The 13,152-nt window shown below is 72.4% G+C and carries 10 protein-coding genes and 1 pseudogene; 6 read left to right on the forward strand and 5 right to left on the reverse strand.

Features of this window, described 5'->3' with window-relative positions; genetic code table 11:
- Window positions 1-174 precede the first annotated feature (174 nt).
- Window positions 175-387 (forward strand): hypothetical protein, encoded by a 213-nt coding sequence (locus D2L64_RS16170; RefSeq protein ID WP_119577374.1) that lies wholly within the window; start codon window positions 175-177, stop codon window positions 385-387.
- Window positions 388-424: 37 nt separating this feature from the next.
- On the opposite strand, the gene D2L64_RS16175 is transcribed toward D2L64_RS16170, so the two are convergent.
- Window positions 425-805: a VOC family protein gene (locus D2L64_RS16175; protein WP_119577376.1), complete on the reverse strand. Its 381-nt coding sequence runs from the start codon at window positions 803-805 to the stop codon at window positions 425-427.
- 84 nt (window positions 806-889) lie between these two features.
- On the opposite strand from D2L64_RS16175, the pseudogene D2L64_RS16180 reads away from it, so the two are divergent.
- Window positions 890-1,786, forward strand: a pseudogene (locus D2L64_RS16180) (5'-3' exonuclease); the annotation flags it as partial.
- A gap of 299 nt (window positions 1,787-2,085) precedes the next feature.
- On the opposite strand, the gene D2L64_RS16185 reads toward D2L64_RS16180, so the two are convergent.
- The 3 genes from D2L64_RS16185 to D2L64_RS16195 are packed head-to-tail and all read right to left on the reverse strand — an operon-like array spanning window position 2,086 to window position 5,203.
- Entirely contained in the window at window positions 2,086-2,904 is an 819-nt protein-coding gene (locus D2L64_RS16185) for a sugar phosphate isomerase/epimerase family protein (protein ID WP_119577378.1), read from the reverse strand.
- Entirely contained in the window at window positions 2,901-4,055 is a 1,155-nt protein-coding gene (locus D2L64_RS16190) for a dihydrodipicolinate synthase family protein (protein ID WP_119577380.1), read from the reverse strand. The genes D2L64_RS16185 and D2L64_RS16190 overlap by 4 nt, the downstream gene beginning before the upstream one ends.
- Window positions 4,052-5,203, reverse strand: a complete 1,152-nt coding sequence (locus D2L64_RS16195; RefSeq protein ID WP_119577382.1) for a Gfo/Idh/MocA family protein — start codon at window positions 5,201-5,203, stop codon at window positions 4,052-4,054. The genes D2L64_RS16190 and D2L64_RS16195 overlap by 4 nt, the downstream gene beginning before the upstream one ends.
- Before the next feature lie 208 nt (window positions 5,204-5,411).
- Here D2L64_RS16195 and D2L64_RS16200 point away from each other — a divergent pair, with 208 nt between their 5' ends.
- The 4 genes from D2L64_RS16200 (at window position 5,412) to D2L64_RS16215 (ending at window position 11,284) form a co-directional block, all read left to right on the forward strand.
- Window positions 5,412-6,320: a class I SAM-dependent methyltransferase gene (locus D2L64_RS16200; protein ID WP_233558977.1), complete on the forward strand. Its 909-nt coding sequence runs from the start codon at window positions 5,412-5,414 to the stop codon at window positions 6,318-6,320.
- A gap of 10 nt (window positions 6,321-6,330) precedes the next feature.
- A complete protein-coding gene (locus D2L64_RS16205) occupies window positions 6,331-7,359 on the forward strand; it encodes a LacI family DNA-binding transcriptional regulator (protein WP_119577463.1) in 1,029 nt (342 codons plus the stop codon).
- 94 nt (window positions 7,360-7,453) lie between these two features.
- Window positions 7,454-10,189: a S9 family peptidase gene (locus D2L64_RS16210; protein ID WP_119577384.1), complete on the forward strand. Its 2,736-nt coding sequence runs from the start codon at window positions 7,454-7,456 to the stop codon at window positions 10,187-10,189.
- 90 nt (window positions 10,190-10,279) lie between these two features.
- A complete protein-coding gene (locus D2L64_RS16215; RefSeq protein ID WP_119577386.1) occupies window positions 10,280-11,284 on the forward strand; it encodes an aminoglycoside phosphotransferase family protein in 1,005 nt (334 codons plus the stop codon).
- Window positions 11,285-11,320: 36 nt separating this feature from the next.
- Here the strand turns inward: D2L64_RS16215 and D2L64_RS16220 are convergent, their stop codons facing one another.
- Window positions 11,321-13,111: an IucA/IucC family protein gene (locus tag D2L64_RS16220; protein ID WP_119577465.1), complete on the reverse strand. Its 1,791-nt coding sequence runs from the start codon at window positions 13,109-13,111 to the stop codon at window positions 11,321-11,323.
- Between the last annotated feature and the right edge of the window lie 41 nt (window positions 13,112-13,152).

The raw sequence follows: 13,152 nt of genomic DNA on the forward strand, positions 1-13,152 counted from the left end.
GTCAGCTTAACGGTCGTTTGGGGGCGGGTGTGTGGACGGTCGCGCCGAGCGTGGCCCGCCGACCGGTCAGGAATCGAGAAGCACTCCGCGTCGCGCCGCAGCAAGCTGACCCTCAGGACATCCCGCCCGGCACATCCCGCCGGGCCGGGCAGCTCAGCTCTGCTGGAGGTCGCCTTGCGCTGGAACAACATCGTCCGCCAGACCCACCGATGGACGTCGATCACCTTCGTGGTGACCGTCATCGTCGCCTTCGTCGCCGCGGCACAGGCCGACCCCGTCGAATGGCTCTTCTATCTGCCGCTGCCCCCGCTGGCCCTACTCCTGTTCACCGGGTTGTACCTGTTCGCGCTGCCGTACGCCGTCCGGCGGCGACGCACCGCGAGCTGAGCGGGACGGCGACGCACGCGAGCCGGACCGACCCGGCTCAGTGCATCAGCCAGAGGCAGAACGGGTGGCCGTCCGGGTCCAGGCAGACCCGGACGTCATCCTGCGGCTGGAACTCGGCCAGGGTCGCGCCGCAAGCCAGCGCATGGTCCAGTGCGGCGTCCAGATCCTCGACGCCGATCTCCAGGTGCATCGACATCTGCTGCCGGTCCGGCTCGGCCGGCCAGGTCGGGCGAACGTACGCCCGTTCCCGCTGGAACGACAGCCCGACGCCGCCGTCGGCGTTGCTCAGGATGACGTCGTCGGCCTCCTCGACCTTGATCTCCCAGCCGAGCAGCCGCCGGTAGAAGCGGGCCAGCGCGGCCGGGTCGGGCGTGTCCAGGTTGACCGTGGTCAGCGTCAGTCGGGTGGGTACGGACATTCGTCGTCCTTCCGGTCGTGCCGGGCGCGTCGAACGTCGGTGGGGTGTGCCAGGCTGTCGCACGTGGCACAGCAGACCCCGATCATGCTCGTCGACGCGCCCAGCCTCTACTTCCGGGCCTACTTCGGCATCCCCGAGTCGGCCGCGAAGACCGCCGACGGCCAGCCGGTCAACGCCGTACGCGGCTTCCTGGACATGCTCGCCCAGCTGGTCCGCACCCGCCAGCCGGGACGGCTGGTGTGCGCGATGGACCACGACTGGCGGCCGCAGTGGCGGGTCGCGCTGCTGCCGTCGTACAAGGCGCACCGGGTGGCGCCCGAGGGCGGCGAGGTGGTGCCGGACACGCTCTCCCCGCAGGTGCCGATGATCCTAGAGGTGCTCGACGCGCTGGGCGTCACCGTCGTCGGCGCGACCGGCTACGAGGCCGACGACGTGCTCGGCACCCTCTCGGTCAGCCAACCCGGGCCGGTGGAGGTGGTCTCCGGCGACCGTGACCTGTTCCAGCTCGTCGACGACGAGCGCGGGGTACGGCTGCTCTACATCGGGCGCGGGGTGGCCAAGCTGGAGGACTGCGACGACGCCGCGGTCCGCGCCCGGTACGGCATCCCGGCGCGGCGCTACGCCGAGTTCGCGGCGCTGCGCGGTGACCCCAGTGACGGGCTGCCCGGGGTGGCCGGCGTCGGCGAGAAGACCGCCGCCCGGCTGATCGAGCGGTACGGCGACGTCGCCGGCGTCCTGGCCGCCCTGGACGACCCGGCTTCCGGCTTCGCGCCCGGCCTGCGCACCAAGCTCGCCGCCGCGCGGGACTATCTGGCGGTGGCGCCGAAGGTGGTCCGGGTGGCCCTGGACGTGCCGCTGCCCCCACTGCCCACCGAGCTGCCGACCGCACCGGCCCACCCGGAGCGGCTGATCGAGCTGGCCGAGCGGTGGAACCTCGCCGGCTCCACCCGCCGCCTGGTCGACGCCCTGGCCAACCGCGCCGCCCTGCCGGCACCCGGGGCTGGTGCGCCCGGGGACGCGTGCCCGGGACGATCGTCTTCAGGACACTGATTTCACAGTGAAATAAAAATTTCGGTGTGAAATCACGCCTACCCACAGATCTTCCGCCGGCCCGACGATCCGCAGGCAGTCAATGCCTGGCCCTTCCGCGCGTAACCCGGCCAATGTTGGAAGACGCAGCGCCAGAACGTGTCGATCACTCCGACAGACAATCCGGTCGCCTTACCCGAAAGGCAGTACGGCGGCCCTGCCGAACAGGCGACGTGGTGCAGGTGGCCGAGTCAGGCGACCTCGCGCAGGTAGCCGTCGATGGCGGCGGCCAGCACCTGCTCGCCGGGGCGGGCCCAGACGTCGGCGTTGAAGACCTCCACCTCGATCGGGCCGGTGTAGCCGGCCGCGTCCACCGCCTCGCGCAGGCGGCGCAGCTCGATGCAGCCGTCGCCGGGCAGCGCCCGACCGAGCAGCACGCCCGCGGGCAACGGGGTGGTCCAGTCGCAGACCTGGAACGAGGCGATCCACTCCCCCGCGCGGGCGATCTGGGCGTAGACCGTGTCGTCCCACCACACGTGGTACGCGTCCACCACGACGCCGACGATGCCCGGGTCGAAGCGTTCGGCGATGTCGAGGGCCTGCCCGAGGGTCGCGATGACACAGCGGTCGGCGCTGAACATCGGGTGCAGCGGCTCGACGGCGAGCCGTACCCCGGCGGCTTCGGCGTACGGGGCGAGTTCGGCGATCGCGTCGGCCACCCGGTGCCGGGCACCGTCGATGTCCTTGCTGCCGGCGGGCAGCCCGCCGGAGACCAGCACCAGCACCGGAGCACCGAGCGCGGCGGCCTCGTCGATGGCGCGCAGGTTCTCCGTCCGCCAGTCGTCGGCGGTGAAGAAGCCGCCCCGGCACAGCGTGGTCACCGTCAGCCCGGCGTCGCGGACCAGCTTGGCGGCGCGTTCGACGCCGTACTCGGCGACCGGCTCGCGCCACAGACCGATGCCGGGCACCCCGGCGGCGACGCAGCCGGCCACCGCGTCGGGCAGCGGCCAGTGCTGGGTGGTGGCCTGGTTGAGGGAGAAGCGCCGCAGGGCGGCGCGGTGGCCGGTCACTGCTCCACCCCCGCGACGGTGAAGAAGGCCCGGGCCCGGCCGGCGGCCAGGTCGGCGTCGGGCAGCAGGCCGGCGTCCTCGGCGAGGGTGAGCAGGGTGGCCAGCTGCGCCGGGGACCGGCCGGACTGCAGGCCGCCGACCATAGTGAAGTGGTCCTGGTGGCCGGCCAGCCAGGCGAGGAAGACGATGCCGGTCTTGTAGTACCAGGTGGGGGCGGCGAACAGGTGCCGGGCCAGCGGCACGGTGGGCGTGAAGATCCGGTCGTACCCGGCCAGGTCGCCCCGGTCGAGGGCGGCCAGCGCGGCGGCGGCGGCCGGCGCGATGGCGGCGAAGACGCCCAGCAGCGCGTCGGAGTGCCCGGTGTCGTCGCCCCGGATCAGCTCCGGATAGTTGAAGTCGTCGCCGGTGTAGAGCCGGACCCCGGCCGGCAGCCGGCGACGCAACGCCACCTCCCGTCCCGCGTCGAGCAGCGACACCTTGATCCCGTCCACCCGGGACGCGTGGGCCTTGAGCAGGGCGACCACCGTGTCGGCGGCCAGGTCCAGGTCGGCGGAGCCCCAGTAGCCGGTCAGCGCCGGGTCGAACATCGGGCCGAGCCAGTGCAGCACCACCGGACCGTCGGCGGCGGTCAACAGCTCGTCGTACACCCGCAGGTAGTCCTCGGGGTGACGGGCCGCGGCGGCCAGGTGGCGGCTGCACATGAGCACCGGTACCGCTCCGGCGTCCTGCACGTCGGCGAGCTGCTCACGGTAGGCGGCGGTGACCTCGGTCAGGGTCGCCGGGCCGGGCGGAAGCTGGTCGGTGGCGACCCCGGCGACGATCCGGCCGCCGGCCGCGCGGGCCTCCGCGGCGCTGCGCCGGATCAGCTCCCGGGTGGTCGGATAGTCCAGGCCCATGCCGCGCTGCGCGGTGTCCATCGCCTCGGCCACGCCCATTCCGTACGACCAGAGGTGCCGGCGGAAGGCCAGGGTGCGGTCCCAGTCGAGCACCGCGGGCGTACCCGGGGTGTTGTCGGCGCCCGGGTCGGCCACCACGTGCGCGGCGGCGTACGCGATGCGGCTGCGCGGCGGGCCGTCGGGGCGGGGATGGCCGGTGCCGCCGGCCAGCCGCAGCCGCCGCCCGCCGGGCAGGGTGACCGTCGTGCCGCTCACAGCGCCAGCTCCGGCACCTCGACACGGCGGCCCTCGCGGGCCGACACCAGGCCCAGCTCGGCCAGCTGCACCCCGCGTGCCCCGGCCAGGAAGTCCCACCGGAACGGCTCACCGGCGACGACGTGCCGCAGGAACGCCTCCCACTGCACCTTGAAGCCGTTGTCGAAGTCCTCGTTGTCCGGCACCTCCGTCCACTGCGACCGGAAGTCCTCGGTGACCGGCAGGTCGGGGTTCCACACCGGCTTCGGGGTGACCGCACGGTGCTGCGCCCGACACCGGCGCAGCCCGGCCACGGCACTGCCCTCGGTGCCGTCGACCTGGAACTCGACGAGTTCGTCGCGGAACACCCGCACCGCCCAGGACGAGTTGAGCTGGGCGATCACCCCGCCGTCGAGTTCGAAGACGGCGTACGCGGCGTCGTCGGCGGTGGCCTGGTAGGGCCGGCCGGCCTCGTCGACCCGGCGCGGGACGTGGGTGGCGATGGTGGCGGAGACCGCGCGTACCTCGCCGAACAGTTCCGCCAGCACGTAGTGCCAGTGCGGGAACATGTCCACCACGATGCCGCCGCCGTCTTCGGCGCGGTAGTTCCAGGAGGGACGCTGGGCGGGCTGCCAGTCGCCCTCGAAGACCCAGTAGCCGAACTCACCACGCACCGACAGCACCTGGCCGAAGAAGCCACCGTCGAGCAGCCGCTTGAGCTTGCGCAGGCCGGGCAGGAACAGCTTGTCCTGCACCACCCCGGTGCGTACGCCGGCGGTGCGGGCCGCGCGGGCCAGGTCGAGCGCGGCGGCGGTGTCCTCGGCGAGGGGTTTCTCGGTGTAGACGTGCTTGCCGGCCTCGACCGCCGCCCGGATGGCCTTCTCCCGCTGCTGGGTGACCTGGGCGTCGAAGTAGATCTCGACGTCGTCGCGGGCCAGCGCGGCGCTCAGGTCGGTGGTCCAGTCGTCCAGGCCGTGCCGTTCGGCGATCTCCCGCAGCTTGGTCTCGCTGCGCCCGACCAGGACCGGATGCGGCCAGATGCGGGTGCCGTCGGGCAGCGGTACGCCGCCGGACTCCCGGATGGCCAGCAGGGAGCGCACCAGATGCTGCCGGTAGCCCATCCGGCCGGTGACGCCATTCACGATGATGCCGATCGACCTGCGGGTCATGTCGGTCCTTCCGTCGGTGCAGGTGTCAGGTAAGCGCTTTCCTGACAGCCTAGGACCCACTCCAGCCCCGGGGCAAGTGAGAGGAAGGGCACCTTGTTGACGCCTCGTGCATAGCAGGGCCCCCCTTCTTGACCGCCCTGCTCGGGGACGCATCAGCGGCGAGGAAACTCGGTGGCCGCCGTCGGCTGCCATGGACGAGCATCACGGAATGGATCAGTCCGAGGAGATTGTCGAGTACTACACCGTCCACTCCCGCGAAGACCTCCGCCTCGGCAGTCGGCCGCAGGCCCGGCTGGAACGAATCCGGACAGTGGAACTGCTGCGGGACTTGCTGCCTCCCCCGCCGGCCCGGGTGCTGGACGTCGGCGGTGGCACCGGCGAGTACGCCCGCACCCTCACCGCCTTGGGCTACCGGGTATGCCTGCTCGATCTCGTACCCGATCACGTGGCGCAGGCTCGTGCCGGCCAACCTGCCATCGTGGCGAAGGTCGCCGACGCCCGCGCCCTTCCCGAGGACGATGATGCCTACGACGCGACGTTGCTGCTGGGCCCGCTCTACCACCTGACGCAGCGGGCCGACAGGTGCACCGCCCTGACGGAGGCCGTCCGCGTGACGCGGCCGGGCGGCCGGGTCCTCGCCGCCGGGATCTCCCGCTTCGCCGGCCCGCTCGACTCCGTGGCCACCGGGCGACTCACCGAACGGATGATCGAGGAGGCTAGGACGCTGCTCACCGACGGCAACAACGACCCGAGCCTCGGCTTCACCCACGCCTACTTCCACCGCGTCGAGGAACTGGTCGACGAATGCCGTACGGCCGGCCTGACCGACGTCACCGTCGACGGAATCGAGGGACCGGCCTGGATCGCCGCCGAGGCCGCCGTGAACGGCCCCCCAGGCGGACAGGGTGTTCGGCGCCGCCCTGGACCTCGCCCGGGTCTACTCCAGGGAACCGGCCCTGGTCGGGTCGAGCGCGCATCTGCTCGCCAGCGGCGCGGTGCCCGACCGCGCCCCCGGGACCGGGTCCCGCCCGGTCACGCTACGGGCCTGACCGATTCGACCATGGCACACGGTACGGTGACGCTGGCGGTCCGGGCGCGTGGCCGGCGCGACGCGTGAGGGGGCGGGTGTGGCGACGCTGTCCGATGTGGCACGGCGGGCGGGAGTCTCACCCGCCACGGCGTCGCGGGTGATCAACGGCAGCAGCAAACCCGTGACCGACGAGCTGCGCGAGCGGGTGCTGCGGGCCGTCGCCGACCTCCAGTACGTACCCAACGCCCACGCGCAACTGCTGGCCCGCTCGCATCGGGGTGCCGTGGGCGTCATCGTGCACGACGTCTCCGACCCGTACTTCTCCGAGATCACCCGGGGCCTGCAACGGGTCGCCACCGACCGGGGGCGGCTGCTGATGATCTGCAACAGCTACCGCGACCCGGAGCGGGAGTTGGAGTACGTCGAGCTGCTGCGCGGGCAGCAGGTCGCGGCGATCATCCTGGCCGGCTCCGGCTACCACGACCCCGACTTCACCCGGCTGCTCAACGGGAAGCTGGCCGCGTACGAGGCCACCGGCGGACGGGTGGCGGTGATCGGCCGGCACGAGCACTCCGGCGACGCGGTGATGCCCGACAACCGCGCCGGTGCCCGCCTGCTCGGCGAGGAGATCCGCCGGCTCGGGCACGAACGGGTCGGGGTGGTGGCCGGGCCGAAGATGCTGACCACCACCACCGATCGGCTGACCGGGCTGCGTGAGGCGTTCGCCGCGCACCACCGGGAACTGCCCGAACACCGCATCCGGTACGCGGCGTTCGACCGTGACACGGGTGCCGCCGCCACCGCATCGCTGCTCGACGCGGAGCCGGAACTGACCGCGATCGCCGCGCTCAACGATTCGATGGCCATCGGCGCGCTGTCGCTGCTGCGCTCGCGGGGCATAGCGGTGCCCGGCCAGGTCAGCGTGTTCGGCTTCGACGACATGCCGATGGCGCGCGATGTCACCCCGGCGTTGACCACGGTCCGGCTGCCGCTGGTGGAGCTGGGTACCCGGGCGATGGCGCTGGCGCTGGACGCGGGATCGGCCAAGCCCCGGGTGGAGTCGCTCGCCGCCGAACTCGTCCGCCGCGACAGCTCCGCCCCGGCGAAAGGAATGGCACGTTATTAACGCCTCGTGCATAGCAAGGGCCCCTTATTAACCCTCGCGATTAACGAATCAACCTCGCGCTGCCGAGTTGCGCGAGTGAGATAGACATCAGCGCATGCGTAGATTCCTGATGTCGGCTGTGCTGGCCATGGCGCTGGTGACCGGCGCGGCCGGGGTGGCCGGGGTGGCCGGGGTGGCGGTGGCCGCCCCGCCGGGCGGCCCGGCGGGCGGCCCGGCGACCCAACCGGCGACCCATGGCTGGTCGATGACCGGTGGAGAGCTGACCTGGCGTTCGGACAAGCGGGTGCCCATGGGCGCTGCCGCCGTCGAGTTCTGGTCGGGCGACGAGCGACTCGGTCGGGTCCGTCCGCACCCGGACGGCCGGACCTTCAGCCTCCGGCTCGACGGGCCCGTCCGGCTGGACGAGTTGACGGTGCGGGCCGGCGGCAGGCGGCTCGACCAGCCTGCACCACGCAGTCCGCGCCGCGCCCCGCCGGTCACCGCCACGCCCGGCCCACTGCCGGCCGGCAGCGTCGACCCCGGACTCGCCGGTCCCTACCGGCACATCACCGGGGAGTACGATCTGCCCGCCGTCAAGCTGCCCGATTTCCCGGAGAAGGTCGAGATGCGGGCGGTGGTGGTCGCGCCGCAGGGTGCCTCCGGTGCCCGGCCCCTCGCCCTGTTCCTGCACGGGCGGCACGTCAGCTGCTACCGCGGCGACGTGACCGTGCCGCTGGTGTGGCCCTGCCCGACCGGGGCCGAGCCGGTGCCGAGTCACCGTGGCTACCTCCAGGCACAGCGGCTGCTCGCCTCGCAGGGCTACGTGACGGTGTCCATCTCGGCCAACGGGATCAACGCCCAGGACTGGGAGCCCGAGGACGGCGGCGCCCAGGCCCGCTCCGCACTCGTGCGGCTGCACCTGGGCAAGTGGGCCGACTGGGCCGGCTCCGGCCGGGCCGGCGCCCCGGCGATCGTGCGTGCCGCGCCGCGCGCCGACCTGTCGCAGGTGTTCCTGATGGGCCACTCCCGCGGTGGCGAGGGCGTCAACCGCGCGGCGATGGACTCGCTCACCCCGCCGCCGGCCGCGAACGACGGCTATTCCGGTCGAGTCCGCTGGACGATCCGCGGCATGATGCTGATAGGTCCGACCATCTACGGCCACAACCCGGTGCCGGACGTCCCGTCGGTGACGATCCTGCCCGGCTGTGACGGTGACGTCTACGACCTCCCGGGCCAGTTGTACGTGGACGCGACCCGGGGCGTCAGCCGCAGTCGGGCGCTGCGCAGCGCGCTGTACGTGGTGGGCGCCAACCACAACTTCTTCAACACCGAGTGGACGCCCGGGCAGTCGGTAGCGCCCTCCGAGGACGATTTCGAGTGGTCCTCCGGTGGCGAGCACGACCCGGTCTGTTCCCCCGGTACCCCGACCCGGCTCACCCCGGCCCAACAGCAGAATCTCGGCGCGACCTACATCGCCGCCGCCGCGCGGCTCTTCGTCGGCGGCGACGACCGGATTCGGCCGCTGCTGGACGGCAGTGGCCGGCGGGCACCCTCGGCCGACCCGGCCCGGGTGTTCAGTCACGCCCTCGGCGGCAACCGCACACCGTTGATCGTCCCGGATCCGTCGACGAGGCTGTCCGGTGGAGCGCGGATCTGCGACCAGGTCAGCGACGACGCGGAACGCTCCTGCCTCGATCCGGCCGACCCGAACGCGCTGCTGGCACACTTCATGCCATTCTGGTCCGGCCCCGAGCCCGACCGGTACGCGGCGGCGTTGAGCTGGTCGGCCGCCGGGCGGCCGATCCGGCTGGCCCCGGCACGGCCGGTCACCGTGGCCGGTGCCGGTGCGCTGGCGATGCGCGTCATCGTGCCACCCAACACGACCGGGACGAGGCTGGACGTCACCGTCGTCGGGGTGGACGGCCGGCGCAGCCGGCTGGGTGAGGTACGGATCGACGGCCTGCCCGGCACCGACTACACGACCTCGTACTGGGCGCAGGAGGTACGGGTGCCGCTCAAGGGCGCACCCGCCCGGTTGGCCGCCATCGAACTCACCCCGCGTACCGCGTCCGGCCGCGCCTGGCTGCTCGACGCGTGGGGTTGGCAGCCGGGCACGCCCGACCCGGGCGCACCGCGCCTGCCACGGATCGACGTCGGCACCCTCCAGGTCCGCGAGGGCGACTCCGGCGCGAAGACGTACGAGATCCCGGTGAACGTGACGGGCAGCGGCAACGGTGTGGTACGGCTGTTCCTGTCCGACGAAGTGGCGTTCACGCAGCGATCCTGGCTGGCCACCGTGCGTCCGGGTCAGCGCAGTGTCCGGGTGCCGGTCGAGGTCGTCGGTGACACGGTGTGGAACTACACCGAGCGGCACACGCTGCTCGCCAAGGCGGAGCGGGGCGTCGTGGTCGGTGATTACCACGGAGGGCTCGCGGTCGTCAACGACGACCCGGACCCGGGCGTCTCCGTCGAGTCCAGCTCGGTACGGGTCGCCGAGGGCACGACGCTGAGCTGGCGCTTCACCACGTCCGCGCCGACCGAGGCGGGCATCTTCGCGTACTACCTGCCGACGGCTCCGGCCGACGGTGTGGAGTTGTCCACCACCGACGTGGACCCGGACTGGTACGCCCAGAACGCCTACGACTCGGTGGAGCCGTCCCGGCCGCTGTCGCAGAGCTGGCTGTATCCGTCCCTGTTCATCCCCCCGGACGCGACCGCCGGCGAGTTCTCCATACCGACGATCACCGATGCGCTTGTCGAGCCGGACGAACTGGTCGAGCTGCAGGTGTACGGCATCGCTGGCAGTCCGGTGCTGCCCGAGGTACTGACCGGCGTGGTCACCGACGGCTGACGGCGACGGGCCCGGGGCCGCCCAAGGTGAGTGCGGCCCCGGGCCCGGCACGGGTCGGACAGCGGGCCACCGGCCACATACCCTGGTCGGGTGTCGAGGCCCAGTCCCACCCAACGGACCCTCTCCCCCGATGACGTGGTCGACTTCGTGCGCGCCTCGTTCGGCCCCGACCACCGAGTGATCGACTGCGGACCGTTGTCCGGTGGCGGCTTCGCCGCGGTGTGGTGGGTCCACCTCGACGATGATCGCGCGGTCGTACTCAAGGTGGCCCCGCCGCCCACGGCACGACTACTGCGCTACGAGACGGACCTGCTGGCCGCCGAGGCCCGTTACTTCCGGCGGGTCGCCGAGGGCGCACCGGGAGTGCCGGTGCCGCAGGTGCTGCACCACGGTCGGAACCACCACCTCGGCGAGTGGCTGTTCACCACCCGGCTGCCCGGCCGGGCCCTGCCCGACCTGGACGGTGCCGACGCCGAGGCCCGCGCCGACCTGGGTGCGGCGGTGGCCGCCGTGCACCGGATCACCGGCGACCGGTTCGGCTACGACGGCGGCCGGGCCGCCGGGTCGACCTGGCGGGCCGCGTTCGCGGCGGTCATCGACGACCTGCTCGCCGACGCCGCCGACTGGGACGTGGCGCTGCCCGCCCCGCCGGAACGGTTCCGCGGGCTGGTCGCCCGGCACGGCGACCTGCTCGACCAGGTACGCCGACCGGCCCTGTTGCACTTCGACTGCTGGGACGGCAACGTGCTGGCCGCGCCCGACGACACCGGCACGTACCGGATGTGCGGCCTGGTCGACGGCGAACGGTTCCTTTACGGCGACCCGCTGCTCGACCTGGTCTCCCCGCTGCTGTTCCGCCGTGCCGAGGACGAGCCGGACCACCCGTTCCTGCGTGGCTACGCCGCCGCCACCGGCGGCGCGCTGGTGTTCGACGCCGGGATACGCCGCCGGTTGGCGCTGTACCGGATGCACCTGCACCTGCTGATGACCGTGGAGATGCCCAGCCGGGGCATCACCGTCGACAACGACCCCGGTCGGCACACCCTGCTGGCCGAACTGCTGGAACGCGACCTGGCCGACCTGGCCCGCGACTGAGCGCGTCGCCTAGGGGCAACCCCACCCCCGCGCCGGCTACCCGGACGTGGTGGCGAACCGGGCGAGCGGGTTGGCCAGCGCGCCGACGAGTTGCAGGGCGGCCGACGGGTCGGCCAGGTCGACCATCTGCTGGTTGTCGCGCAGTTGCAGCCGGTTCAGGCAGGACAGGGCGAACTCGGGGGCGAACAGGTCGTAGCGGGCCAGCCGGTCGGCCAGCTGCGGTACCCGGGCGGCGTAGTCGGTGGCGCAGTCGGCGACCGTACGCCAGAAGGTCTCCTCGTCGGCGATGCCCTGGTCGGCGAGGGTGGCGCCGAGGAAGCGGAAGAAGCAGTCGAAGACGTCGGTGAAGATGGACAGCAGCTTCATGTCCTCCGGCACGTCGGCGCGGATCCGTTCGACCGCCGGAGGCAGGGTCGCCTCGGTGCTCATCACCACGATCTCCTCGGCGATGTCCTTGAAGATCACCCGCTGTACGGTGTGGTCGCGCAGCACCAGGATGACGTTCTCGCCGTGCGGCATGAACGCCAGGTCGTAGGCGTAGAAGGCGTGCAGCAGGGGGGTCAGGTAGGCGCGCAGGTAGCGGCGTAGCCATTCGGCCGGTGCCAGCCCGGAGGCGGTGATCAGTTCGGCGGCGAAGGACCGGCCGTCGGCGTCGACGTGCAGCAGCGACGCCATGGTGGCCAGCCGTTCGCCGGAGGCCAGGGTGGGCACCGGGCTCTCCCGCCAGAGCGCGGCCAGCATCTTCCGGTACGGCGAGTAGCGGTCGGTGGCGGCCTCGTACTGCCGGTTGCGGTAGCCGACGGCGGCCCGCTCCCGGATGATCGTCAGCCCGGTTTGCTGGAACACCTCGTCGGCGGCGATCAGGTCGGCCAGCCAGTCGTTGATGGCCGGGGTGGCCTCCATGTACGCCGCCGACAGTCCCCGCATGAAGCCCATGTTCAGCACCGACAGCGACGTCTTGACGTAGTGCCGGTGCGGCGCGCTGACGTTGAAGAAGGTGCGGATGGACTGCTGGGCGAGGTAGTCGTCGGTGCCCTCGCCGAGGTGCACCAGTCGACGGCGGGCCACCTCACCGGCGAAGGTGACCGACAGCTTGTTCCACCACTGCCAGGGGTGCACCGGGATGAGCAGGTAGTCGGCCAGGTCCAGGCCGAGGGCGGCCATGGTCGAGGTGAACCGGGCCAGTGTCGCCTCGTCCAGCTCGGCCCGGAGCAGTCCGTCGTAGTCGAGGTCGGCGGCGCTGCTGAAGGTGGCGTGGTCGCGGTGGGCGGCCAGCCAGACCAGGCGCACCGGCCGGGCGGCCTCGGGGGCGTAGCGGTGGTACTCGTCGACGCCGAAGCCGAGGCGACCGTTGTTGGCCACGAAGCAGGGATGCCCCTCGGTCATCGACGTCTCGACGGTCTGGAAGTCGGCCTCGACCAGCTTGGCCGCCGTCGGCAGGGCCCGGTCCAGCTTGTAGGCGATGCCGGCCAGGGTGGAGCTGATCTCCTCCAGGTAGACCGGCAGGATCCGGTCGGTGAGGCCGAGCGCGTCGCGCAGGTCGAGGCAGAGGTCGACGGCGTCCAGCGGCAGCGGCTCGTCGGCACGGTGCCGGGTGATGCTGTCCGGGTCGATGTCCCAGTGCTCCAGGGTGCGCAGCCGGGCGGTGAACCGGTAGCGCACCGCGCCGGAGTCGCTGGTCACCGCGTACCACCGTCGGCCGGCGGGGTCGGCGGCCGGGCCCTCCGGTTCGGGGGTGATCAGCCGTTCGTGGGCGAACTCGGCGAGGGCCTTGCGGACCAGCAGCCGGTTGGCCCGCTCCCAGGTCTGCGGCCGCAGGTGGCCCACCGGTGAGCAGCAGGAACGCGGCGCGGCGGAGTCCCGCGTCC

Source organism: Micromonospora radicis (assembly GCF_003583405.1).
Classification (GTDB): Bacteria; Actinomycetota; Actinomycetes; order Mycobacteriales; family Micromonosporaceae; genus Micromonospora; species Micromonospora radicis.

Bases quoted from the DNA above. Each gene is read 5' to 3' on its own strand.
- D2L64_RS16210 (WP_119577384.1), top strand. From the start codon at position 7,454: ATGCGTAGATTCCTGATGTCGGCTGTGCTGGCCATGGCGCTGGTGACC.
- D2L64_RS16200 (WP_233558977.1), top strand. From the start codon at position 5,412: ATGGATCAGTCCGAGGAGATTGTCGAGTACTACACCGTCCACTCCCGC.
- D2L64_RS16175 (WP_119577376.1), bottom strand. From the start codon at position 805: ATGTCCGTACCCACCCGACTGACGCTGACCACGGTCAACCTGGACACG.
- D2L64_RS16195 (WP_119577382.1), bottom strand. From the start codon at position 5,203: ATGACCCGCAGGTCGATCGGCATCATCGTGAATGGCGTCACCGGCCGG.